19 protein-coding genes are annotated in these 25,603 nt (G+C 60.3%); 12 read left to right on the top strand and 7 right to left on the bottom strand.

What is annotated here, in order from left to right; genetic code table 11:
* The first annotated feature begins 157 nt into the window (after positions 1 to 157).
* Positions 158 to 4,840, top strand: coding sequence for a dermonecrotic toxin domain-containing protein (locus LOY52_RS21385; RefSeq protein WP_258675901.1), 4,683 nt, complete (start codon positions 158 to 160; stop codon positions 4,838 to 4,840).
* A gap of 48 nt (positions 4,841 to 4,888) precedes the next feature.
* Here the strand turns inward: LOY52_RS21385 and LOY52_RS21390 are convergent, their stop codons facing one another.
* The 5 genes from LOY52_RS21390 to LOY52_RS21410 all read right to left on the bottom strand — a co-directional run bounded on the left by LOY52_RS21390 (position 4,889) and on the right by LOY52_RS21410 (position 10,591).
* A complete protein-coding gene (locus LOY52_RS21390; RefSeq protein ID WP_258675902.1) occupies positions 4,889 to 5,380 on the bottom strand; it encodes a fimbrial protein in 492 nt (163 codons plus the stop codon).
* Positions 5,377 to 6,141, bottom strand: a complete 765-nt coding sequence (locus LOY52_RS21395; RefSeq protein WP_258675903.1) for a molecular chaperone — start codon at positions 6,139 to 6,141, stop codon at positions 5,377 to 5,379. Before LOY52_RS21395 ends, LOY52_RS21390 begins: the two co-directional genes overlap by 4 nt.
* Before the next feature lie 59 nt (positions 6,142 to 6,200).
* Positions 6,201 to 7,457, bottom strand: coding sequence for a hypothetical protein (locus tag LOY52_RS21400; RefSeq protein WP_258675904.1), 1,257 nt, complete (start codon positions 7,455 to 7,457; stop codon positions 6,201 to 6,203).
* 29 nt (positions 7,458 to 7,486) lie between these two features.
* Positions 7,487 to 10,009 (bottom strand): CS1-pili formation C-terminal domain-containing protein, encoded by a 2,523-nt coding sequence (locus tag LOY52_RS21405; RefSeq protein WP_258675905.1) that lies wholly within the window; start codon positions 10,007 to 10,009, stop codon positions 7,487 to 7,489.
* A gap of 105 nt (positions 10,010 to 10,114) precedes the next feature.
* A complete protein-coding gene (locus tag LOY52_RS21410) occupies positions 10,115 to 10,591 on the bottom strand; it encodes a fimbrial protein (RefSeq protein ID WP_258675906.1) in 477 nt (158 codons plus the stop codon).
* A 515-nt stretch (positions 10,592 to 11,106) separates the two neighbouring features.
* Here LOY52_RS21410 and LOY52_RS21415 point away from each other — a divergent pair.
* Both LOY52_RS21415 and LOY52_RS21420 read left to right on the top strand, forming a co-directional pair.
* Positions 11,107 to 11,688: a PadR family transcriptional regulator gene (locus LOY52_RS21415; protein WP_027612106.1), complete on the top strand. Its 582-nt coding sequence runs from the start codon at positions 11,107 to 11,109 to the stop codon at positions 11,686 to 11,688.
* On the top strand, positions 11,685 to 12,470 hold the full coding sequence (locus LOY52_RS21420; protein WP_258675908.1) for a siderophore-interacting protein: 786 nt from the start codon (positions 11,685 to 11,687) through the stop codon (positions 12,468 to 12,470). The genes LOY52_RS21415 and LOY52_RS21420 overlap by 4 nt, the downstream gene beginning before the upstream one ends.
* A 99-nt stretch (positions 12,471 to 12,569) precedes the next feature.
* On the opposite strand, the gene LOY52_RS21425 is transcribed toward LOY52_RS21420, so the two are convergent.
* Together LOY52_RS21425 and LOY52_RS21430 are read right to left on the bottom strand one after the other, a co-directional pair.
* Entirely contained in the window at positions 12,570 to 13,208 is a 639-nt protein-coding gene (locus LOY52_RS21425; protein WP_258675909.1) for a Pr6Pr family membrane protein, read from the bottom strand.
* Between the two features lies 1 nt (position 13,209).
* On the bottom strand, positions 13,210 to 13,440 hold the full coding sequence (locus LOY52_RS21430; RefSeq protein WP_027612109.1) for a VF530 family DNA-binding protein: 231 nt from the start codon (positions 13,438 to 13,440) through the stop codon (positions 13,210 to 13,212).
* Positions 13,441 to 13,772: 332 nt separating this feature from the next.
* Here LOY52_RS21430 and LOY52_RS21435 point away from each other — a divergent pair, with 332 nt between their 5' ends.
* The 9 genes from LOY52_RS21435 to cmoB all read left to right on the top strand — a co-directional run bounded on the left by LOY52_RS21435 (position 13,773) and on the right by cmoB (position 25,545).
* Positions 13,773 to 15,134 (top strand): carbohydrate porin, encoded by a 1,362-nt coding sequence (locus tag LOY52_RS21435; RefSeq protein WP_258675910.1) that lies wholly within the window; start codon positions 13,773 to 13,775, stop codon positions 15,132 to 15,134.
* 162 nt (positions 15,135 to 15,296) lie between these two features.
* Positions 15,297 to 17,708, top strand: coding sequence for a glucose/quinate/shikimate family membrane-bound PQQ-dependent dehydrogenase (locus tag LOY52_RS21440; RefSeq protein WP_258675911.1), 2,412 nt, complete (start codon positions 15,297 to 15,299; stop codon positions 17,706 to 17,708).
* Between the two features lie 538 nt (positions 17,709 to 18,246).
* A complete protein-coding gene (locus LOY52_RS21450; RefSeq protein ID WP_258675912.1) occupies positions 18,247 to 18,621 on the top strand; it encodes a DUF6124 family protein in 375 nt (124 codons plus the stop codon).
* Between the two features lie 776 nt (positions 18,622 to 19,397).
* On the top strand, positions 19,398 to 21,815 hold the full coding sequence (lon, locus tag LOY52_RS21455) for an endopeptidase La (RefSeq protein ID WP_258675913.1): 2,418 nt from the start codon (positions 19,398 to 19,400) through the stop codon (positions 21,813 to 21,815).
* 214 nt (positions 21,816 to 22,029) lie between these two features.
* Entirely contained in the window at positions 22,030 to 22,422 is a 393-nt protein-coding gene (locus LOY52_RS21460; RefSeq protein WP_007964468.1) for a protease inhibitor I42 family protein, read from the top strand.
* Between the two features lie 2 nt (positions 22,423 to 22,424).
* Complete coding sequence (locus LOY52_RS21465) at positions 22,425 to 23,057, top strand: lysoplasmalogenase (RefSeq protein ID WP_258675914.1); 633 nt, start codon at positions 22,425 to 22,427, stop codon at positions 23,055 to 23,057.
* 144 nt (positions 23,058 to 23,201) lie between these two features.
* On the top strand, positions 23,202 to 23,699 hold the full coding sequence (locus LOY52_RS21470) for a hypothetical protein (RefSeq protein ID WP_258675915.1): 498 nt from the start codon (positions 23,202 to 23,204) through the stop codon (positions 23,697 to 23,699).
* A gap of 113 nt (positions 23,700 to 23,812) precedes the next feature.
* Positions 23,813 to 24,592, top strand: coding sequence for a carboxy-S-adenosyl-L-methionine synthase CmoA (gene cmoA / locus LOY52_RS21475; RefSeq protein ID WP_258675916.1), 780 nt, complete (start codon positions 23,813 to 23,815; stop codon positions 24,590 to 24,592).
* Complete coding sequence (cmoB, locus tag LOY52_RS21480) at positions 24,589 to 25,545, top strand: tRNA 5-methoxyuridine(34)/uridine 5-oxyacetic acid(34) synthase CmoB (protein ID WP_258675917.1); 957 nt, start codon at positions 24,589 to 24,591, stop codon at positions 25,543 to 25,545. The genes cmoA and cmoB overlap by 4 nt, the downstream gene beginning before the upstream one ends.
* Positions 25,546 to 25,603: the final 58 nt, after the last annotated feature.

Here is a 25,603-nt window from a genome sequence, read left to right on the forward strand (position 1 = left end):
AGCACTGCGACGTGGTGGTAACTGGGTATTTTTCACTCCGTGTTTTTCGAAGCCTCCGTGCGCAACCCCGGCGCTTTCAACCGGGTATTTGCGCTTTTTTCACCCTCGGTCGTTGCCTAGGCTGATCGCTCCATTTTTGATCAAGGACGATCCAGCAATGCCCACCCTTTCCCCGCAGGGGCAACCGCCACGCACGGCGCACCTCGTCTCACCGGATGTCAGTGTTCATTATCAGACGATCGAAAAAGCCATCCCGGCCTGGCTGCGCGCAAGCTCAGCAAAGCGGGTCAATGAATTGCAGCTGCACCGACTGAAACTGCCGGCCTGGTATCAAGAGGTATCGGACGCCGAACATCGGCGTCTGCAACAGCAGATGCAGAATGCCTGGAAAGCACAAAACGAAGTGGACAAGGCCTTGAGCCGTCTGCAAGACGTCTACGCCTTCGCCAAGCCGTTATTACAGCAGGCGTTGCGACAGCGCTTCGGCGTCGAAGACGATGTCGAGAACACCTGGCTGCGCCTGTACGCCCCCGTCAACAGCGCGTGGTGGGCCCATGACTTTGCCGGTGCAACCACCAGCCGCACCGTCTCGCTGCTCGACGCTGCATTGCATAATTTTTCCCGTGATGAAGCGTTCAGCCCGGACTCGGAGTTCATCACCCGCCCCGATGCCAACGGCCACTTCACGGTCAGGCCGCTCAAGCACAAACTGAGTATCGAGCAGTTCAAGTCACTGTGCCGCGAGCTGAATATCGGCGCCCGATACGAGCAGCATCTGAACGAGTTTCTGCGCTCGGGCAACCGTGTGGCCCGCCAGGTTTTGCAGTACCGGATCATCTTCAGTCAGAAAAGCACATTGAGCGTCTGTGCCCAGCTGGCCCTGGCGAAAAAGGACATTGACCGCGACGCCTACGAGGTCATCCAGGGCATGCTCGATGATCGGCGCAACCTGCGCTGGCGCGGGCGTGCGATCAACTACTACAACCTCGCCATGATGGATACGGCGCTGACCGGTATCACCCTCATCGCCCCTGACGTGGACTCCGCCAACGCCCCGGTTCCGGTGATTGCCTATGTGCCCCACGACCCGGAACATCCGCTCAAGCAATACCCCTCTGCGCTGGAGTTCATGACGGAACTGACGCGGCAACTGCGCGACCACGATTCTGCCGGCAGCTATCAGCGGTTTTTCAGCCAGTTCGTCAACCATCAGCAGCGCGGGCATTTTTTTGCAGGCTTGAACGCCCGCCTGAGCACCGTGAAATGGCACGCCGTACCGCCGGGAACCCACCTGCCCAGTTGGCGCGAAACCCCTGTGGATCACCCCGACCTGCGCTTTCGCCTGACGAAAATCCAGGACGACCGCGATACCCGTTACACCGGCAGTCTCTGGGCTTACTTCCATCAGCAAAAGCTCAACAAGATTTTCAATGACGCCCGGGAGATCGCCATTTCCACCGAGTATGCCGACCGCATGGCCCGCTGGGCCTGGTGGGACAACCTGGGAAAAATCCTCTCGGATATCTTCAACGTGGCGCTGCTGGTGGTGACCCCGCTGGTGCCGGGGCTTGGCGAATTGATGCTGGCCTACACCACGTACCAACTGCTCGACGGGGTCTTTGAAGGCATCGTCGACATGGCCGAAGGGCACTTGGCAGAAGCGGGTGAGCAAGCCATCGGCGTGTTGCAAAGCATCGTCCAGCTCGGTGCCTTCGCCGCTGGCGCCAGCCTGGGACGTGTCGCACGGGCCAAGCTGTCGTCGTTTGTCGAAGGCCTGAAACCGGTGCAGTTGGCCGATGGCCAGACCCGCCTGTGGCACCCGGATCTGGCGCCCTATCGCCTGCCGGAACAGACACTGCCGAGCCCGGCCCGTCCCGATGCGCACGGCGTTCATACGCTGGGGGACAAACAATTGCTGCGCCTGGATCAACACGTCTTCGAGGTGACCAAGGATCCGGTTTCCGGAAAACACCGCCTGCGCCATCCGCGACGTCCCCGGGCCTACGCACCGACGCTTGCGCACAACGCCGACGGAGCCTGGGTCTGTGAAACGGAAAACCCGCGTCTGTGGGACAGGCGAAAACTGCTGCGGCGCATCGGCCATCGCACCGATGGTTTCAGCGATGCGCAACTGGAGCATCTGCGCCTGCTGACCGGCACCGACGAGGGCATGCTGCGCCGCATGCATGTCGACAACACCCCGCCGCCGCCATTGCTCAGCGATACGCTGGATCGTCTCGGCCCGGCGCGCCCGCTGCAGCCCGCCGCGCAACCGTCGCCGGCGGCCAGCCAGGTGCTGGTGGATTGTCCACAGTTGACGCCGGTTCTCGCCGAACGGGTGGTTACCCATGCCAGACCGATGGAACAGCAGCAAGCCACGACGCAACGCCGTTTGCCCTTGCGTCTGCGCACGACCGCCCGCGAGGTGCAGTTTGAATTGCAGTCCGTGCGCGCCGCCCAGGGTCTGCAGCAGGAGGCCCTGAGCAATATCGACAGCGAACGGCTGATCCTCGGCGCGCTGCGGCATTACAGCGATACCTTCGGGGCGCTGCGCATTGAAATCCGTGAAGGCACGTTCGACGGCGCGTTGCGTTGCGAGGCCGGTGCGGCGGTCGCCGAGCGTGTCCGGGTGCTGGTGCGGGTCGCTGCCGACCGCTATCAAGTGCGCGATGGCGCGGACCAGCCGATCCATCCCGCCAGTGGTTTGTACGAGGCAATCCTGCAGGCGACCAATCACGATGGCCGCAGTGCCCTGGGGTATCGCACCGACGACATCGAACCGTTCAAGCAATGGATCCTCGCCAGAACCCAGGCCCCCAGCGAGCGGCGCACGCTACTCGCCAGCCCGCCGATCCGCCCGATCGCTGAATACAACACCCTGTTTCTGGTGCGCGGCCCGGGCCTGAGCCGCAATGCCGCCACGCTGGAGCAACGTATCCAGGATCTGCATCCGCATTTCAGCCCGAGCGAGGTCGAAGCGTTTGCCAATGCCCTGACCGCACGCGGCGAGCCACTCAAGGCCATCGAGGCACATGAAGACGAACTCGATGAGCTGCGGGTCATTGTCCATCGCTGGCGCTATCAACAACCGCAGACCTGGGGGCCGGGCAGTCAGGGATTCCGGGACGGTGGCGGGCTGCATATTTATGAAAGACTGCTCGACTGTTTCGAGCGTAAGAACGAGTACCTGGGCAACCGCGCCGATCCGTCGACTTATGCGCTAGACCTGTCGCGGGAACTGCTGTCCACGGATCTGGAAACCTGGTGGGCGAAACGTCCGCCGCTGAAGAAGTTTCTCGACAAGGTCACGGTGCTCAATGTCGACAATGCGCGCTTCTCCCCCGACGCCAACGGCCTGCTCAAAGACTTTCCGAACGTGGTCGAGCTCAGTGCCAAATTCTGCGAGCTGACGCGCTTGCCGGACCGCATCGGAACCACCATGCGCCGCCTTGAACGCCTGCGTCTGAACAACAACCACATTGTGCTGGATCGCGCCGCCGTCGAACGGCTGGGTAGCCTGACCTACCTCGAAGTGCTGAGAATGGACGACAACCCGCTGGGGCTGTCGCCTGATCTGTCGCGCATGCCGCGCCTGAAGGTGGTGACGCTGAAGAACACCGGGCTGACCACCTGGCCGGACGGCATTCTGGCCAAGCCACGGCCACGCGGTTTGCTGCTCGATCTGCGCGGCAACCCGCTGACCGTGATACCCGAAGTGCCGAGCGGTTCCGATGGGCAATGGCTGGTGGCGCGCACTCGTCTGGACGTCGCGGCCCTGTCGGACCTCAACCAGCTGCGCTATCAGGACAGTCGCCGTTCGATGGGATTGCCACCGGAACCGATCATGCCAGTTGTTTCCGCGGGTACCTCGATCATCTCCAATTTTGGTGCCGACTATTGGGCCGAGGTGCCGGGCTGGGGCGTTGATCGCGAAACACCGTGGACAGAGCTGGTGGAAGACCCCATGGCCGCACCGTTCATGGCGACCTTGCTCAGCGTGCGTGAGTTTGCCGATTTCCGCGCCGGCGGAACGGCGCGCGAGCAGTTGATGCAACGCGTCTGGCGCATGCTCGACGCCGTGCATGTCGACAGCCGCTTGCGTGAAAAACTGTTCACCATGGTGGTGGCGCCGGTGGATTGCGCCGATGCCGGTGCGCAGCTGTTCAATCACATGGGGGTGAACGTGCTGGCCTACGAGGCGCATGCCTATTCGGTCGAGCCGAAGGAACTGGAACTGAAACTGGTGACGCTGGCCAAAGGCGCGGCGCGCCTGGAACAGGTCAACGAAATCGCCCGGGCCGATGTCGCCAGCCGGGGCGGCAACCCCGACGACGTGGAGGTTTATCTGGCCTACCAGACCGGCCTGGCCAAACGTCTCGGCTTGCCCTGGCAGTCCGAGGGCATGCTGTACCGGCCGGTGTCCGGCGTCACTGACGCGATGATCGATCAGGCCTACGACACGGTACTGGCGCTGGGAGAAGGCGACGGCCTGGTCAACCAGATGCTTGAGCTCGACTTCTGGAAAGAGTACCTGAGCGAGCGCTATCCCGTGCGCCTGGAAAGCAACAAGCGTCTGTTCCAGCGCCGCTATGAAGCACTTGAATCGCTGCGCGAAATCCAGCGCCAGTGGGTGCAATCGACCCAAGCCGAGGAACGCGCAGCCCTGCGCGAACAGCTCAAGACATTGATGAACGATCTGCCAGTGCCGGCAACGGTGGTGTTCAATGACGAGCCGATCAGCGACACGCTGTTCGAGCGGCTGCTGGTCGATCTGGCAGATGACGAGAAAGAACTCGCACGTCGCCTGACCCGTGAAGCCCTGACCCGCGCCGGGCTTTGATAACGGCGCGCCGGTCTGCCCGTTGCACTTCGGGCAGGCCGGGCAACCTCAGGGTGCCGCCGCATTGAAGATCAGGTGCACGTTGCCGTAATAATTCCCCGGCTTGTAGCCGCTGGCGGGCGTTATCGGCTGGATCTCCAGCGCGTAACGCCCGCCGGCCCTAGCCTGCTCCGCCGAGACCACCTGACGCGGCGTCTCGTGAGTCAGCACGGTATCGGCGAAGCTGACGCGCAGATAAATGTTCTGCTCGTCGCGACCATTGGACAGAAACGCTGCGCTCTCCAGCCGGGCCTCGATGGCACTGGTGTCGTGCCGGACATCGAAGTGTTTGCGTAAACCGTCGAGGCGCTTGGTGCTGATATTCCACGGCAGAATCTGCGCACGATGAATCCAGTCCGTTTCGGCCGGTATCACATAAAACCCCAGCGTCGGAATATCCACCGACACCTCGAACCGATGTTCTTCGCGCGCCGCAAACGATTCCGCGCTGAACAGCGTCAGCACGCTCGCGCACAGGATCATCAACGATTGTTTGATCATTTCGGGCCATCCCCTGATGAGTGGCCGGCTACGCGCAGGGACTTCTTGCTGTCGCCTTCCACCAGATTGAAGCGGTATTCGCGTCCGGCCTGCTTGTCGAACTCGAAACTGCTGCCTGCGCGAATGTGGTGTTTGGTGGTCGGCTCACAAGCGGTTTCGTCCTTTAGCGCACAATTGCGAAACTCGTCGATCAGCACCACGGTGTTGCCGTTATTGCGCACCCGATACGACGCTGGGGTGTCTTCGATCACGCTGTCGAAACGGCTGTCTTTCGGGCGCACAAAGAACACCGTGCCGAAACCGGTCATGACGTTGACCCCGGCCGACAAGGTGGTTTTGTATTGCTCACGCTCCTCGGCGGACACAGCGAATTCGTCTTCCTTTTCCGGAACCACCGGAATGAACCGCACGCGGAAATAGCGCTCCCGATCACGCTCGCCCATCATCAACAGACGCGTACCCTGCATGCCGTTGGCCGGCACGATCAGCCGCGCGGGGCTGGCCATCAGGCCGTCTCGACTGCTCATGTCGGCCTGGCTCCTGACCTCGATTTCCCGCGAGGTGCCGTCGGCGTCGTAGATGATTTCGAGAATGTTGACCTTGACGAATGCCGTGCTGTCGCCACTGTTGAATACCCGTTTCAGGTACGTGCTCTTGTCGCCGTCGAGGTAGTCGTAGACCGTCCCGACATTGATTTGTGGGCCGGCTTGCAGAGCGAAGGAAAACCCGCTCAAAACCATTGATAACACCAGACGCTTCATCACCTTGCTTCCTTGGTCGTTGAATACAATGCCGACTCGACTCATCGCTGAATGGCCCATCAGATATCCGAGTCCCAGATCACCACGACAATGCCGGAATAGCTGTCGCTCACCCCGGGCTGCAGCATGCTGGCCATCGAATGTGGCGGCACCTCGAAATGCAGGGTTCCCGGGGCTCGATCCACATAAAAACCCGGTTTGAAATACAGCGCACTCCCAGCGCCGGGCTTCAACGGCATGCGCCGCACCGGCTGGCCGGCCAGATCGGTTATGCCATTGGGCATGCTGACGCTGATGTGCAGCTCGACTCGACGGCGCCCCGAACTGTCCTGCAATCCGCATTCGCCATTGAATCCGGGGCCGCAACTGATCAGCATCTTGAAACGTGAAGACGCCGAGATATTGAAGGTCTGGTCACGGAACAGACCCACCGGCCGCCGGCCGGCCTGCAGCCAGCTCTGCCAGCCACCAATGGGGACCAGGCGGACTTTCTCGCCACCAGGTGGGATGTCGACCTTGAGGGTGTGCTGTACATTCAGATTGAAATTCAAGGTCAGAGACGAACTCGACGGCAACATCACATCGCCAAAATCGAAATCCGCATTGGGCCCGACGCTGTAGGTCAGCGAACCGCTGTAGTCCCCCGACGACATCCCAAGCGGGTCGGGGGTGACCAGTTCATAGGCAAAATCGAGATATTCCAGACGCAACCACGGCACATCGAACTTCGCCTGTTTGGTGCAGGCAGCGGCCGCTGGAGTTTTCCAGAAAAACGAGTATGCATTGGGGGAGTACCAACCCACACCACTGTACTGACAGGGCGCCGGAGCATAGACCCAACTTTGTCCCCACAACAGGTTGTGGGCGATGCGATCGTCTTCGGCGCCCTCCACCAGTTTCATCACATTCTCGGTCACATAGCGCGAACCGATACCGACGATCCGCACCTTGACGATTTTTGGTTCGTGGGTGGTCTCGTGATAGACCGTCAGCTCACGCCACTGCACGGGTACCTGAAACGTTGCCCCTTGCCGCGGCGAAGGGTGATTCGCCGCAATCGGCGCACGGGCGTTGAACTGGATCGGCACCTGCAAGCTGAATATCTCGTTCTGCTCGCACTGCGCCGGGTCGTAGGTGCAGTAACCACTGGAGGGCGTGGTGTTCTGGAACTTGTTGCGGTGTGGATAAGACGAGTCCGGTTTGAACTCGGCGGTGATCGACACCTGTTCGGCGTGAGCCGCAGATAGCGTGCCAGCGACCAGCACAACAGCGGCCAGCCAGCCCCGCAGGGATGTAGCCAAGGGTGAGACGTTCATGTCTGCAAAATCTCCTGAAGCAGGCCGTATCAACCCGCGGTGTGGGCCTTTTGGGTGACGTCGGCCAACGTGTCCGGCGAGCAGCGCAAATCGCCGATCATCAGCACGTTGTTTTCGCTACGGTGTTGGTCGGGGTCGAGCCGGAACTGGCACAGCAGTTGATCGGCGTAGCGCACTTCGAGGGTCGGTGAGCCGGCGTGCATTTCCATCGAGAAAAACCCGTCGACTTCGCTGACCCCACGGCTGGCGTGATTGATTACGTGATGGCCCTTGAGCGGCTGGCCCTGCGGGTCGAGCAGGCGTCCGAGTACGGTGACGGTTTTCATCACCCGCACCTTGTGGTACGCCACGCCGCCCTTGTTCAGGTGATAGCGGGCGCGAGACGGTTCGATGTTGGCGGCCGGAACGTGATTGCCTTCGAAATCGAAGCCCACCGAACTGTTGCGGTACGCCGTGAGCGGGATGAAATTACGCCCCGGCCGCAGCGCTGAACTGCCGCCGCTGAGGTCGTCGGCGCGCAGGGTGACGTCGGCGATATCCGACTCGACATCGACGATCATTCCGGCGCCACGGCCCTGATGCTGGCTGGTCATGACCAGTCGCTGACCGCCGACGATCACGCTGCTGTCGAGGTTCACGCCACCGGTGAAGTTGCCGTTGTAGGACGAGCGCTGCACAAAGCCATCGCCATTGACCCAATCAGTACGGAAGTTGGCCAGGCTCGCCAGGCCGACGCCATAGGTGTCGGTCAGCGCCGTGACGGAAACGCTTTGCAGAATGTGATCCTGCAGATCCTTGCGATAGCCGATCGAGCCATTGTTGTCGCGCCCGCCATCGCGAGCGGTGCGGCTGCCGATGCTGCCGGAAATCTGCTGGCCCGGCCCGCCCAGCGCCATGTTGATGCTCAGGTCGATTCCGCGATTACGCGCCTCGCCGCTGCTGTAGCTGCCCGGTCGGTCGAACAGCGACAAGCGCCAGTTGGCATCACTGCCAAACAGCTCGGTGCGCTGCGTCCAGCCCAGGTCCATGCCCACGCCTTCGACGTTGCCTTCGCTGTGCGAGACCCGCGCACTCAGCGAGTTCTTGCGACTGATGCGATGGTTGAGCGCCAGCGACGAGTTACTGGTTTCGCCGGTGAACACATTGCGTTGGCGTACGCGAGTCCCGTCGGGCAGCGTGTCGTAAGTGTTTCGGGTGTCGAGCCAGCTGCGGTTGTGGCTGACCATCAGGCTACCGGCGCCGTAGTTGTACAGGCCCTGCACATCGGCGCCGGTGCCATGGTCTTCGGTCTGATAGAGGTTGGCGAAGAGGCTGATGCTGTCGGCCAGGCTCCAGTCGATCGAAGTGCCGTACTGCAAGGTGTCGCGCACCTGACGCGCCGACAGGCCGAGGATCACGCGCGGGTGCAGCAGGTAGTTGAGCGCGGCGCCGGCGGTGAGATCACCGCTCTGCTGTTCCTCCCAATTGCTCAGCAGTTTGCTTTCCTGACCGGCAAACACGTTGTAGCGCCAGCGCTGGTCGAGGTTTTGCCAGTTCACCGGTTTGTAGACCAACTCCTGAGTGGTCGCGGTGGTCTGGCCATCCTCGATCAGACGGACTTCAACTTCGTAGATGCCACCGGGCAAGGGCCGGGTGTCCAGTGTCTGCAACCCGGCCGGCACCGCTTGCGTGTTGATCAGCAGGCCATCGCGATAGATCTCCACCGACGCCTGGCGATTGGCCGTGACGAAAATCGGGTAGACGCTGGGCCGTGGGCTGTCGACCGCCAGGCTGTCGGAGCTGCCATACATCACACCCACCGCCGTATCGGGGCTGGTGCCGAAAGATCGGGGCTGGCGGGTCAGGCCTTCGGAATTGGGGGTGAAATAGCCCAGGCGGAAAAAACTGCCCTGCAGTTCGCGCTGGGTGTAGAGCTCGTGTACCGCATGATAGGTCTTGGTGTCCGGCCCGCCGAGGCGCGCCAGTTGCATATTGAAGGACTGGCTCCAGTTGCCGAGACTGGCACTGGCTTCCAGACCGAAACGCCCGCCCAGATCCTGATTCTGGCCGCCATTGAGGTTCAGCTGATTGCGCAGCATCAGACCGCTGCTGCCACCCTCGGGCTGTTCATGGAAGCGTTGCGTCTGCAGATCGCGCTCGGCGTTTTCGGTGGCGATCGACAGCAGTGAATTTTCCAGGTTGTAATGCACCGCCAGCAGTTGCTCAGGGCATTGCCCGCTGCAGCTGCCCAGGGCTACGCCGGATTTGAGGATGCTGGCCCAGGTTTCGCGCTCGACGGCACTGATACGGCTGTCACTGGTGTCGGTGAAGTCGAGCAAGGTAATGCGGTCATCGCGCGACAATATAATCATCGCCTCGCCCAGCGGTTGTTGATCAAGTTCGACACGAACCGCCAAAGGCACATCAAAGAAATGCTCTTCAAAGTCCGCCGGAAGACCTTTCGCCTGAGCCAGCAAACTTCGCGGGGTATTATCGACTGGAGGCGGCGCCGCCAGTACGCTGCTGCTCAAAAGCAACGCAAGCGCAGCCGCGATGGGCGTCATCGGATACATGAATTAATACTCTGATTACCGGAAGTAAAAGCCCGGCCGGGCAACTTCAAAGTTGCCGGCCGGTTACGTTACTGGACAAGTAACGTCAGGTATTGCCGTTATGACTCAAACCGAAGGTTCGACGACCAGCATGACCACACCGGTGTAGTCGCCCGCGGCCGGTTTGGCACCGGTGGCGCTGATCTTGAAGGGCGCGCGATAACGCGTATTGGACTCGGTATCGCCCACGACTTCCTGCGAAGTGGTGGTCAGCGTCTTGCCGTTGAGTTCGACTTTCAAGTCGATGGTGTTGTTACCGCCAATCAGCTTCGGCACCCCTTCCAGACGTGCATGAACCTTGCCGGCAGTGTGCAGCACATCGAAGTGCCCGTTGACTTCGCGCATCGAATTGGTGGCCGGGTTAAAGCTCATGTCCTGATCCTTGTTGACCAGATCGGCATCCACCGGCACCGCATAGAAGTCGTCAGCCGGTACGTGCGCCACGATACTGATGGAGTGCTTGGCTTCAGTGGCGGCAAACGCCATCGAGGCGCTCATGGCCAGGACAGTCAGAGGGGCGGCAAAGGCGAGTTTCTTGAGCATCATTGAATACCTGTCTTATATAAATTAGTTGAGTCGTCGAGCAGTCAAGGCGAACTGAACAGTCACGAGCAGTCAGTGCTCACCGTTAACTTTCAACGCCGAAGAATGTTCAACCAATTTATCTTTAAAGTAAGCAGGCAACGTCCTGCGACCTTGTAGCCTGGACGCCATTAGATGGGAAAGAAAAAACCGTGAAATTCAGGAAAGTTCCTGTCCAACTGTAAGATACAGACTACAGTGCGCCAGCCGAATGACTGTACGCGCCACAACTTATTAGCAACTTCCGTAAGACATGTACCACACTTTCCCGGAAATAAAGGGCGAAACGGAATATTAGAGAGTCAGCACTAATCTGCACCTTTGCCGGAGGATTTAATACTGCGTTTTCTTGATCATTTTCCGGGTTTTGCCGCCGCAGATTCGATCGGTCAGGTGCGCGCCGTTGGTCAGGAACCCTTGCACGGCCTTAAAGATATATCTTAAGTTGTATCTAAACACGACGAGAGAGCAGGCAAATGAGAGACCATCATTCCCCCCATCACCACCGCGAACACGGCGACGGCCGTGACGGCTTCGAAAAACGCCCCGGGCGTGAACGCGGCGGACGCGGCCCACGGGTCTTCGCCCCCGGTGATCTGAAATTGTTGCTGCTGGCGCTGATCGCCGAGCAGCCATGCCACGGTTATGACCTGATCCGCCAGATCGAAGGCATGTTCGACGGCGCCTATAGCCCCAGCCCCGGCGTGATCTACCCGACCCTGACCTTCCTTGAAGAAAGCGACCTGATCAGCGGCGACGCCGAGGCCGGCAAAAAACGCTACAGCGTGACCGACGCCGGCCGTTTGTCCTTAAGCGAGCAAGCAGTAGCGCTGGATGGCGTGCGCATGCGCATCGACGTCAGCAAACGTTCACTGCGCGGCCATGACCGGCCGCCGGAAATCCACGAGGCGGTGCACAACCTGCGTCACGCCCTGCAACTGCACCATGGACGCTGGAGCGCGGAAGAAATCCAGCGGGTTGCCGCGCTGCTCAACGACACCGCCAAAGCCATCGTCGACGGCCCTGCCGTTCAATCTGCCCCGGAGAAAGCCGAATGACTGCAGTCGATACCCAAACCATTCACCGCGTGATGCACGAAATCAAACGCCGCAAACTCGAAGTCCTGCGCGTGGTCGACCTGACCCCGCGCATGCGCCGCATCACCCTCGGCGGGCCGGAACTGGCCGGGTTCATCAGCCTGGGCACCGACGATCACGTGAAATTGCTGTTCCCGCAGAATGCCGAACAAACCGCTGCGCTGGAGACCATGGTGCTCGGCGCCGGCAAGGACAACGGCCCGCTGCCCGAGATGCGCGACTACACCCCGCGTCGCTATGACCTGGAAAAACTCGAGCTGGACATCGACTTCGTCCTGCACGGCGACGGCCCTGCATCGACCTGGGCCGAACAGGCCCAGCCTGGGCAATTCCTGCACATCGGCGGGCCACGCGGCTCGATGATCGTGCCGGACATCTTCGACAGCTACCTGCTGATCGGCGATGAAACCGCCCTCCCCGCCATCGCCCGCCGCCTCGAAGGTCTGGCGAGCAACCGCAAGGCGCTGGTAGTGATCGAAGTGGAAAACGGTGCGGAGCAACAGGTGCTGGAAAGTGCGGCGCAGGTCAATGTGATCTGGGTCCTGCGCGAAGGTGGCCAGGACAACCTGCTTACCACCGTCAAACAACTGCAGGTGCCCAAGGGCAATCTGTATGCGTGGGTGGCGACCGAGACCAAGGTCTCGCGGCAGATCCGTCGGGTGCTGCTGGATGAGCATGGGCTTAATGAACAGTTCGTCAAAGCCGTCGGCTACTGGCGGGCCGAAGGTTCCACAGAAGAGTGATATCCCTTGTAGGAGCTGCCGCAGGCCGCGATCTTTTGATCTTGTTTTTGAACAATCAACGTCAAAAGATCGCAGCCTGCGGCAGCTCCTACAGGTGCTCTAACTTCGAGCAAATCTCCAGCGATCCAGGCCGATGACCAACAACCCAATCACCACAAACCCCACCAATATCCCCCCGGCATTGATGAACACCTGTGCATAACCGAGCATTGCCACATCAATGAACGGATACGCGTAGGCGCCAAGCAGATGCCCGCGCAGCAAGGCGTAAACGAAGTACACCAGCGGATAGATCAGCCACAACGCCAAGTGCTTCAGGCGCAACGTCCCCTTGGGCACGCAGCACCACCAATAGCCAAGAAACAGCAGCGGCATCACGTCATGCAGCAATTCATCGGCGACAAACTGCCAGCCTTCGGGGTGCCACAAATGCCGCAGCAAAATGCTGTAGGCCAGCCCCACCACAGCAATGCTCACTGCCACCCCGCTACTGACCCACGGTTGCAGAAACCAGCGCTGCGCAGCGGATTCACGCCGGGTGACCGCGCAGGTCAGCACCGTTGCCACCAGCGTGTTGGTCAACACCGTGAAGTAACTGAAGAAACTCACCAGCCCGCCCAGCAGGCTGGCGTCGACACTCAGCCGCGCAAGGAAAATCAGGTACAGCTGGATACTCAGCCCGGCCCAACCGAGCGTGGCGATGAGCGTGATCAGGCGTCGCCGCGTAACGGCGTCCATATCAGACCGGTCGCTTGGTGCGCATCAGTTTCACGTACAAGCGCTCGACCTTCTCCCGCGCCCACGGGGTTTTGCGCAGGAAGGTCAGGCTCGACTTGATGCTCGGGTCGCTCTTGAAGCAGCGGATATCGATGCGCTCGGCCAACCCCGACCACTCGTAATGCGCCACCAGCGCATTGAGGATCTGTTCGAGGGTTACGCCATGCAGCGGATCGGGAGTGTGGTCGTTCATGCCAGGCCTTTGGACGGAGTGAAAATGCACAAGCCGCGCACCTTAGCCGAGGGGCTGGCGCGGTGGAAGGGCTTCCTTCAAATGTAGGTCAAGGTCAAAAGATCGCAGCGTTCCGCAGCTCCTACAGATGTAGGCATTTCAATGCAGGAGCTGCCAAGGGCTGCGATCTTTTGCCACTGTTACAGATTGCGAAAAGCTGCATGTCCACAAAACCCCTTTGTCTTTTCGTTACAGATCATTATCCTGCCGCCCTTCAGCTGAATCGCTTCACTGCCTGCGTCAAATTGAAGCGCTCGGTTTACCCCCGTAAAACACCAAAAAAAGACTGACCCATGCCTGATTTTTCCTTCTCCCGAGACAGCGCTATCTCAGCCCTGCGCCTGCTCGGTGGCTGCACCGCGCTCGGCTTCGCCACCTACGCCCAGGCGACCCCCGCCTTCGACAGCGATTCACCGTGGATGCTCGGTGACTGGAACGGCACGCGTACCGAACTGGCGGAAAAAGGCTACGACTTCAAACTCGATTACACCGGCGAAATGGGCAGCAACCTGCACGGCGGCTATGACCACGATCGCACCGCGCGCTACAGCGATCAGTTCGGTCTGGGCACGCACCTGGACCTGCAAAAAATCCTCGGCTGGGACGATGCCGAATTTCAGCTGACCATCACCAAGCGCAGCGGCAACAACATCAGCAACGACCGGATCAACGATCCACGCGTGGGCGGCTTCACTTCGGCCCAGGAAGTCTGGGGCCGTGGCCAGACCACGCGCCTGACGCAGATGTGGTACCAGCAGAAATTCTTCGACCAGAAGCTCGACATCAAGGTCGGCCGCTTCGGTGAAGGCGAAGACTTCAACAGCTTCCCGTGCGACTTCCAGAACCTGGCGTTCTGCGGCTCGCAAGTCGGCAACTGGGTCGGTGGCATCTGGTACAACTGGCCGGTCAGCCAATGGGCACTGCGGGTCAAATATCACCTGAGCCCAGAGCTGTACGCGCAGGTCGGCGCCTACGAGCAGAACCCGTCGAACCTCGATCGTGGCAACGGCTTCAAACTCAGCGGCAGCGGCACCCAAGGCGCCGTACTACCGGTGGAGCTGGTGTGGACGCCGAAACTCAACGGCCTGCCGGGCGAATACCGCGCCGGTTACTACTACAGCAGCGCCAAGGCCTCTGACGTCTATAAAGACCAGAACGGCCAGCCTGCCGCCCTCAGCGGTGAAGCCTACCGCAGCGCGTCTAGCAAACACGGCGTGTGGTTCGGTGCGCAGCAGCAAGTCACCAGCCTCGCCAGCGACCATTCGCGTGGTCTGAGCGTGTTCGCCAACGCGACGATGCACGACAAGAAAACCAACGCCATCGACAACTACGTGCAGGCCGGCGTGGTCTACAAAGGCCCGTTCGATGCCCGCGCCAAGGACGACATCGGTTTTGCCCTGGCCCGCGTCCACGTCAACCCGGCCTTTCGCAAGAATGCCGAGGCGAGCAATCAGGCGCAGGCGGTTTACGACTACGACGATCCGACATTCCTGCCGCCACAGCACACCGAATACAGCGCCGAACTGTATTACGGCGTGCACGTCGCCAACTGGCTGACCGTACGCCCGAACCTGCAATACATCCGGCATCCGGGCGGTGTGGACCAAGTCGATGACGCGCTGATCGCGGGGATCAAGATCCAGTCGTCGTTCTAAAAAACACTGAAGAAACCTGTGGGAGCTGGCTTGCCAGCTCCCACAGGGGAACTCATGAATTTCGTTAGCTAGACAAGTTTTTATCTGAACCATACCTGTGCCCAATCGTCATCTAAAGTGACTACAGCGCGGGACTACATAAACGTCACGGAGAATCACACTATGAGCACCGAAAGTGCTTCGAGTCGGGGCCGTCTGCTACCGAGCCTGCTCGGCATTCTGCTTCTACTGATGGGCCTGGCCATGTTGGCCGGGGGAGTCAAGCTGAGCATGCTCGGCGGCTCGCTGTACTACCTGCTGGCCGGTATCGGCATTGCGCTGAGCGGCATTCTGTTGCTGCTGCGTCGTCGTGCAGCGCTGGGCCTGTACGCCATCGTGCTGTTCGCCAGCACGGTCTGGGCCTTGTGGGAAGTCGGTCTGGACTGGTGGCAACTGGTGCCGCGTCTGGCGCTGTGGTTCGTTCTCGGCATCGTGATGTTGCTGCCGTGGTTCCGTCGTCCGCTGCTGCTCAATGGCCCGGCGCCGATGGGCACTGGCGGTCTGAGTGTGGCCGTGATTCTGGCCGGCGTCACTGCCCTGGCCAGTCTGTTCACCCACCCGGGCGAAACCTTTGGCGAACTGGGCCGCGACACTGCGGACATGACCAGCACCGCGCCGCAAATGCCTGAAGGCGACTGGCAGGCCTATGGCCGCACCGAATTCGGTGACCGCTACTCGCCGCTGAAGCAGATCACCCCGGCCAACGTCGGCAAGCTGCAAGAAGCCTGGCGCATCCAGACCGGCGATCTGCCGACTGCCGATGACCCGGTCGAGCTAACCAACGAAAACACCCCGCTCAAAGCCAACGGCATGCTCTATGCCTGCACCGCGCACAGCAAAGTGCTGGCACTGGACCCGGACACCGGCAAGGAAATCTGGCGCTTCGACCCGCAGATCAAGAGCCCGGTGGGCTTCAAGGGCTTCGCCCACATGACCTGCCGTGGCGTGTCGTACTACGACGAAGCCGCTTACGCCAAGTCTGAAAACGCCGCTTCCGCCGTCATCTCCGAAGCCGGCAAAGCCGTTGCTCAGGCCTGTCCGCGTCGCCTGTACCTGCCAACCGCTGATGCCCGTCTGATCGCCCTGAACGCCGACACCGGCAAGATCTGCGAAGGCTTCGGCAAAAACGGCGTGGTCGACCTGACCCAAGGCATCGGCCCGTTCACCGCCGGTGGCTACTACTCCACCTCGCCAGCGGCGATTACCCGTGATCTGGTGATCATGGGCGGTCACGTCACCGACAACGAGTCGACCAACGAGCCATCGGGCGTGATCCGCGCCTTCGACGTGCGCGACGGCCACCTCGTGTGGAACTGGGACAGCGACAAGCCGGACGCCACCGAGCCATTGGCACCGGGCGAAACCTACAGCCGCAACTCGGCCAACATGTGGTCGCTGGCCAGCGTCGACGAAAAACTCGGCATGGTTTACCTGCCACTGGGCAACCAGACTCCAGACCAGTGGGGCGCTGACCGCACCCCGGGCGCCGAGAAATTCAGCGCCGGCATCGTTGCCCTCGACCTGGCCACCGGTAAAGTGCGCTGGAACTACCAGTTCACCCACCACGACCTGTGGGACATGGACGTTGGCAGCCAGCCAACCCTGCTCGACATGAAAACAGCCGACGGCGTGAAACCGGCGCTGATCGCCCCGACCAAACAAGGCAGCCTGTACGTCCTCGACCGTCGTGACGGCACGCCGATCATCCCGATCAAGGAAATCCCGGTACCGCAAGGCGCCGTGAAAGGCGACCACACCGCACCGACCCAGGCCCGTTCGGACCTCAACCTGCTGGCCCCGGAACTGACCGAAAAAGCCATGTGGGGCGCCAGCCCGTTCGACCAGATGCTGTGCCGCATCCAGTTCAAGGAACTGCGCTACGAAGGCCAATACACGCCTCCGTCGGAACAGGGCAGCCTGATCTACCCGGGTAACGTCGGCGTGTTCAACTGGGGCGGCGTCTCGGTCGACCCGGTTCGCCAGATGCTGTTCACCAGCCCGAACTACATGGCCTTCGTCTCGAAAATGGTGCCACGCGAGAAAGTCGCCGCCGGCAGCAAACGCGAAAGCGAAACCGCTGGCGTGCAGCCAAACACCGGCGCGCCATACGCGGTGATCATGCACCCGTTCATGTCGCCACTGGGCGTACCGTGCCAGGCCCCGGCCTGGGGCTACGTCGCCGGTATCGACCTGACCACCGGCAAAGTCGTGTGGAAACGCAAAAACGGCACCAGCCGCGACAGCTCGCCGATCCCGATCGGCTTCACCCTGGGCGTACCAAGCATGGGCGGCTCGATGGTCACGGCCGGCGGCGTCGGCTTCCTCAGCGGCACCCTCGACCAGTACCTGCGCGCCTACGACGTGAACACCGGTAAAGAACTGTGGAAATCGCGTCTGCCTGCCGGCGGCCAAGCGACCCCGATGACCTACACCGGCAAGGACGGCAAGCAATACGTGCTGCTCGTGGTGGGTGGTCACGGCTCGCTGGGGACCAAGATGGGTGACTATGTGATTGCGTACAAACTGCCGGAATAATTTTTAGCGGCGGTAAAGGAAGGCGATGTTCCGTAAGGGGCATCGCCTTTTTTGTGCCCACCATTTCTGCATACACCTGAGAACCCTGTGGGAGCGAGCCTGCTCGCGAAGGCGTCAGCACATTCCACATCTACGGTGCCTGACACAATGCTTTCGCGAGCAGGCTCGCTCCCACAGGTTGAAAAGTGTTTGTCTGTGGGAATGTGCTCGTCCTACAAATGCTGGTGATTGCACGGAGTTTTCCGACAGGTCGCGTCGGTTGTGCCTCGGAAATCGACTGGATAGGCTCTGAGGGTCGCTGCAAATTCAGCGAGCGGGCGTCGCGGCCCGAGCAGTTCATTCGATTTGATGCATAATCGCCAGCCCAAACGGGAGCGCTCAGGTGTTCTGTGTTTGGTTTGATGGTGGCTGTGCGCGGGATACCTTCGGGTATGCCGAGATTGCCGAATGGCTCGGTCCGCGAACCCGCGTACAGCTGCCTCCTGTTATCGCGTCGCGGCGATATGTGGCAGCTCCACTTCTCATTCGGAGCTTCACCATGATTAAACCAACTCCCAATCCGCCCGCAGCGGAAAGCACATCCCCCTACGAATCCCTCGATTCCAGAAAGCTCCACGACGCCGCCGAACGCGCCCTCGACCACTACCTGAAGCCCTCCGCCGCCGCAGTGAGATTCCACAAACCCAGTAGCATGTTCCAGGTCGCCCCGGATATGGACAACGAAAGCCTGCTGGTTCACGCCTGCGAATCACTGGCCCAAGCCAGCCTCATGACCAGCGACATCGCCGCGTACATCGACACCCCGCAGCGCCGGACGATACTGGCCATTCAGCAAATCATCATGCTCGCCGAACTGGCGGTGAATCGAGTACTGGATAATGTAGAAGTCAGCCAATCTGCAGCACACAACTGACCCCTTGCTGGAGCAGGCTTACTCGCGAAGCCAAGCCATCACACGATGTAACTGTGTAGGAGCTGCCGAAGGCTGCGATCTTTTGATTTTGAAGATCAAAAGATCGCAGCCTGCGGCAGCTCCTACAGTGGGATTGGGTGCATTCAGTTGGAGATTGGTCGGCTCGCAGGCCGCCATCGCTGGCAAGCCTGCTCCCACAAAAGAGCAAAAGCAGAAATAAGATCAGAAGATCGCAGCCTTCGGCAGCGCCTACAGGGAAAATAAGTACAACCCGCACGCGGCGCAGCCGCCCCACTCAACAGGATGAGCGCAAGCTCGGCTGCCGCTCTTGATCTTGATCTTGATCCTCGGGCGACGTCGGAAGGCTGAGTGGAGGGATTGATCCGGGGGGTGGGAGCGTAGCGACCGTTTGGCGCAGCCAAACACAGCGAGAGGAGGTGCAGCGAAGCAAACCGTAGGCGCTGCGCCCGGATCGATCCCGGAGCGAAGGAACCCCGAGCCCCAGCGAGCGGGCCGAACGCAGGAGCAAGCCTTTTCGGTTACCTTTTCGGCGTCTGGAAAAGGTGACTCGCCGTAAGGGCGAAACCGCCAGCCGCAACACCCAAAAAACGGATATGCCCCCAAAACCCCAAGAACCTGGTCGGCCCAAAGGCCGCCAAGCCCAAAGCGTGCCCCCTGTCAAAACCCTGAACACACAAGCGGAAACACCGCCCCCCATTGAAACCACCCAAAGCCTGCCCCATCTAAGACCCATACTCCATTGCGCAGGTGCCCCAATGAGCGACCAGCAAGAATTCCCGGACAACCCAGACGACTACACCGAAGCTGAACACATCGAGCACACTTCCTCCGGCAAAGGCCTCGCCCTGCCCGGCCAGAACCTGCCGGACAAGGTCTATGTCATCCCGATCCACAACCGCCCGTTCTTCCCGGCCCAAGTGCTGCCGGTCATCGTCAACGAAGAACCCTGGGCCGAAACCCTCGATCTGGTGAGCAAATCCGACCACCACTCTCTGGCCCTGTTCTTCATGGACACGCCCCAGGAAGACCCGCGCCACTTCAACACCAAAGCCCTGCCGGAATACGGCACGCTGGTGAAGGTGCACCACGCCAGCCGCGAAAACGGCAAACTGCAATTCGTCGCCCAGGGCCTGAGCCGCGTGCGCATCAAGACCTGGCTCAAACACCACCGCCCACCGTACCTGGTGGAAGTCGAATACCCGCACCAGCCGACCGAGCCGACCGACGAGGTCAAGGCCTACGGCATGGCGCTGATCAACGCGATCAAGGAACTGCTGCCGCTCAACCCGCTGTACAGCGAAGAGCTGAAAAACTACCTCAACCGCTTCAGCCCCAACGATCCGTCCCCGCTGACCGACTTCGCCGCCGCCCTCACTTCGGCGACAGGTAATGAGCTGCAAGAAGTGCTCGACTGCGTGCCGATGCTCAAGCGCATGGAAAAAGTCCTGCCGATGCTGCGCAAGGAAGTCGAAGTAGCGCGCCTGCAGAAAGAGATCTCCGCCGAGGTCAACCGCAAGATCGGCGAGCATCAGCGCGAGTTCTTCCTGAAAGAACAACTCAAGGTCATCCAGCAGGAACTCGGCCTGACCAAGGACGACCGCAGCGCCGACCTTGAACAGTTCGAACAACGCCTGGAAGGCAAAGTCCTCTCGCCACAGGCGCAGAAACGCATAGAAGAGGAAATGAACAAACTGTCGATCCTCGAGACCGGTTCGCCAGAGTACGCGGTCACCCGCAACTACCTCGACTGGGCGACCTCGGTGCCGTGGGGCGTGTACGGCGAGGACAAACTCGACCTCAAACACGCACGCAAAGTGCTCGACAAACACCACGCCGGCCTCGATGACATCAAGGATCGCATCCTCGAATTCCTCGCGGTCGGTGCCTACAAAGGCGAAATCAGCGGCTCCATCGTATTGCTGGTCGGCCCGCCGGGCGTGGGTAAAACCAGCGTCGGCAAATCCATCGCCGAATCCCTTGGCCGCCCGTTCTACCGCTTCAGCCTCGGTGGCATGCGTGACGAAGCCGAGATCAAGGGCCACCGCCGCACCTACATCGGTGCGCAGCCGGGCAAACTCGTCCAGGCGTTGAAAGACGTCGAAGTGATGAACCCGGTGATCATGCTCGACGAGATCGACAAGATGGGCCAGAGCTACCAGGGCGACCCGGCCTCGGCGCTGCTGGAAACCCTCGACCCGGAACAGAACGTCGAATTCCTCGATCACTATCTCGACCTGCGCATGGACCTGTCGAAAGTCCTGTTCGTGTGCACCGCCAACACCCTGGATTCGATTCCCGGGCCGTTGCTGGACCGCATGGAAGTGATTCGCCTGTCGGGCTACATCACCGAAGAAAAGGTCGCCATCGCCAAGCGCCACCTGTGGCCGAAGCTGCTGGAAAAGGCCGGCGTGTCCAAGGGCAGCCTGAGCATCAGCGACAGCGCGCTCAAAGCCTTGATCGACGGTTACGCCCGTGAAGCCGGGGTGCGCCAGCTGGAAAAACAGATGGGCAAACTGGTGCGCAAAGCGGTGATGAAGCTGATCGACGACCCGAAAGCGGTGATCAAGCTCGGCCCGAAAGATCTGGAAGCCTCGCTGGGCCATCCAGTGTTCCGCAACGAACAAGTGCTGTCCGGCACCGGCGTGATCACCGGTCTGGCCTGGACCAGCATGGGAGGCGCGACCCTTCCGATCGAAGCCACGCGAATTCACACGCTCAACCGTGGTTTCAAACTCACCGGGCAACTGGGCGACGTGATGAAAGAGTCGGCGGAGATCGCCTACAGCTACGTCAGCTCGCACCTCAAACAGTTCGGCGGTGATGCGAAATTCTTCGACGAAGCCTTCGTTCACCTGCACGTGCCGGAAGGCGCCACACCGAAAGACGGCCCGAGCGCCGGCGTGACCATGGCCAGCGCCCTGCTCTCGCTCGCCCGCAATCAGCCGCCGAAAAAAGGCGTGGCGATGACCGGCGAACTGACCCTGACCGGGCACGTACTGCCGATTGGCGGGGTGCGCGAGAAGGTGATCGCGGCGCGGCGGCAGAAGATCTTTGAGTTGATTCTGCCGGAACCCAACCGGGGTAACTTTGAGGAGTTGCCGGATTATCTGAAGGAAGGGATTACGGTGCACTTTGCCAAGCGCTTTGCGGATGTGGCGAAGGTGCTGTTCTGATCATCATGTAGTGTCCTGATATACCGCTTTCGCGAGCAAGCTCGCTCCCACAGGGTTTAGGGTGGACACAGGATTTGTGGACACTGCCGGCTACTGTGGGAGCGAGCTTGCTCGCGAAGGCGTCCGTCCAGACACCTCCACTCCTGACTGTCACACTTTGTCTCATTCTCAGTTATGCTCGCCGTTCGTCGTCAACGCCGGAGCCACTGAGCCTATGTCCGCCACTCGCCTGTTTGTCCCTCTCGCCCTCTCTTTACTGGCCGCCTGCGCCACGCAGCCAAAACAGAACGTGACCGTGGAAAACCAGAGCGAATGCCCCGTGCAGTTGACCAACGGACAAAATCTGATCGTCATGCTGCCGAGCAACCCGACCACCGGCTATCGCTGGGCAATTCAGGATTCGGCCGGCGGCGTGCTGCATGCCCTCAGTCCCGAGGTTTACAGCAGCCCGAAAGACTCGGGCATGGTCGGTGCGGGCGGTTTCTCCACCTGGCGCTTTCAGGCCTTTGCCACCGGCACTGGACGCCTGCGCCTGACCTCACAGCAGCCGTGGGAACCGGAAGTCGAGCCGGCAGAAACCTTCGACTGCGCCATTTCGGTGAACTGATCGTGGGCTGGCTGATTCTGGCGCTGATGGGCGCGGTGACCTTTCTCTATGGCGTGAGCACCCATGCGGCGCTGCTGTGCCTGTTGGTCAAACCGTTGCCGGTGCTGGCGTTGCTCGGCTGGCTGCACGATGCGCCACCCAGCGACTATCGGCGCTGGATCAGCCTGGGGCTGATTTTCTCTGTGCTCGGTGACGTGTTGCTGGCCTGGCCAGGGGATTTGTTTGTGTTTGGCCTCGGTGCGTTTCTGGTCGCGCATCTGGCGTACCTCAAGGCTTATCTCAGCGATTGCAAACGGCTGGCGCTTTTGCCGCTGGTGCTCGCGCTCGGCGTCGGCGCGGTGCTGCTGGGGATTTTGATTTCCAGTGGCCTGGGGCCGTTGCTGGTGCCAGTGCTCGTCTATGGCGCCGCGATCAGCGCCATGCTCTGGCGCGCCCTCGCCCGCCTCGGCACCGATGTGCCCAAGCGTTCGGCGCTGCTGGCGGCGGCGGGTGCGCTGGCGTTCGTGTTCTCCGACAGTGCGATTGGCATCGACCGCTTTGTGTCGCCATTCCACGCGGCGCCGTACGTGATCATCATCAGTTATTGGTTGGGACAATGGGGCATTACCGCCTCTGCATTCAATAAAGATGAATAAATCGCCAAACTCACATAATCAAATCAAGTCTCATACCAAAACAATATAAGAGACTGTCAGAACTGACAGTAGTTAATTTTTTTATGCCTACCTAGTATGCAGATGGCTTTACCTACCATCCATTTGCATACAAGGAAGACCACCATGACTTTCTTTAAAAGCAATAACGCAATTTCTGCCAACTCTGCAGATCCTTTCATCACTGTTAGCGCGGAAACAATTGCCACAATTTCTGGTCGAGTAAAATTTGAGAGCCAGATTGTTGCATACGAACCTGACCCTTGCGGGAGCGACAATATCGCACTGGTGACTCGCGCGAATGCTTCGGACTATTCACGAGGATGCAAAAAAGGTCTGGTACTGGTATTCGATAAAAACATCAAACCTGGCACCTATACAGTTACCGATTCTAACTTTCCTTTCCTTAATGCCTATTACTTCGAAACCAGTACCCGCCCAGGTGACATCAGATCTCACAACTATGATGCGAAAAGTGGCTCCATCACGATTGAGAGTGCAGTAGTCAGTTTCGATAAACTGAATTACAAACTCTCTTTTAATTTCAAAGGTGTCGACAAGCGAAATCGTGAGCTTAATATCAAGGGCACATCCGACTGCACCGTGTTAATCGATTTCGAGTAATCCGCATTAATTAATGGATGGCCAAGCCTCATCTTGGGCCAGGTCATCCATTTTCCTCATCTGCTTCACGCTTTATCAGACAACCCAAGCATCCCCGCTCCAGTTTGGCTAAAATGCCGGCCTTTTCCACCGACACCGCCGGAACCGCCGTGAGCAAAGAACCCGATCGCATTTTCGCCCAGCCGATGGCCCAGGTGCCTGACTTCGCCTTCAACGAGGACGTGGTGCGGGTGTTCCCGGACATGATCAAGCGCTCGGTGCCGGGTTACCCGACCATCGTCGAAAACCTCGGCGTGCTTGCGGCGCAATTCGCTCAACCAAACAGCGTTCTGTACGACCTCGGCGCTTCGCTCGGCGCCGTGACTCAGGCCTTGCGCCGTCACGTGCGCACCGATGGTTGCCGGGTGATCGCGGTGGATAACTCGTTGGCGATGGTCGAACGCTGCCGCGAGTACCTCAACGGTCAGGATTCGATGTTCCAGGAGCTGCTCCCGGTCGAGGTGATCGAAGGCGACATTCTCGCGCTCGAATTCAAACCGGCCTCGGTGGTGGCGCTGAACTTCACCCTGCAATTCATCGCCCCGGAGCAGCGCACCGCATTGCTCTCGCGCATCCGCCAGTCGCTGCTGCCCGGCGGTGCGTTGATCTTGTCGGAAAAACTGCGTTTCAACGATGCGCAAGAGCACGCGCTGCTCACCGACCTGCACGTCGCGTTCAAACGCGCCAACGGCTACAGCGAACTGGAAATTGCCCAGAAGCGCAGCGCCATCGAAAACGTCATGAAGCCCGACAGCCTCGAAGAACACCGCGAACGCCTGCTGGCCGCCGGGTTCTCGAAAGTCGTGCCGTGGTTCCAGTGTCTTAACTTTGCCTCGTTGATTGCCTTGCCATGATTGATCTGTCCCCCCTCGCCCGCCGTCTGGCCGGTACCCCGCTGGCCGATTGGGCCAACACCCTGCAAGTGCAACTCGACAAGAAAATGGAGAAGGGCCACGGCGACCTCGAGCGCTGGCAGAGTGCGCTGGACGCGCTGCCGAAGATCCAGCCGAGCGAAGTCGATCTGCTCAACGGCTTGAAACTCGATACCGCTTGCGACGACGAAACCCGCGCGCAAATGCGCACCGCGCTGATGGGCCTGTCGCCGTGGCGCAAGGGGCCGTTCGATCTGTTCGGCGTGCACGTCGACACCGAATGGCGCTCGGACTGGAAGTGGTCGCGGGTCGCCCCGCATCTGGACCTGAAGGGCAAACGCATCCTCGACGTCGGTTGCGGCAACGGCTATTACATGTGGCGCATGCTCGGCGCCGGTGCCGACAGCGTGATCGGCGTCGATCCGAACTGGCTGTTTTTCTGCCAGTTCCAGGCCGTGCAGCGTTATCTGTCCGAGCCGAATGCCTGGCACCTGCCGTTCCCGTTCGAAGACCTGCCGCCAAACCTCGAAGGCTTCGACACGGTGTTCTCGATGGGTGTGTTCTACCACCGTCGTTCGCCGATCGAGCATTTGCTGGCGCTGAAGGATTGCCTGGTCAAGGGCGGCGAGCTGGTGCTGGAAACGCTGGTGGTTGAAGGCGACAAGCATCAAGTGCTGGTGCCGGAGGATCGCTACGCGCAGATGCGCAACGTGTGGTTCCTGCCATCGGTACCGGCGCTGGAATTGTGGCTGCGCCGAGCAGGCTTCACCGATATTCGTTGCGTGGACGTCAGCACCACCACCGTTGAAGAACAGCGCGGTACCGAGTGGATGAAGTATCAGTCGTTGAGCGACTTCCTTGATCCCGAGGACCACAGCAAGACCATCGAAGGGCTGCCGGCGCCGATGCGGGCGGTGATTGTCGCCCGCAAATAAAGCTAAATCAAAAGATCGCAGCCTTCGGCAGCTCCTACAGATCTCGTTGTAGGAGCTG

The organism is Pseudomonas sp. B21-051, from assembly GCF_024748795.1.
GTDB lineage: Bacteria > Pseudomonadota > Gammaproteobacteria > Pseudomonadales > Pseudomonadaceae > Aquipseudomonas > Aquipseudomonas putida_A.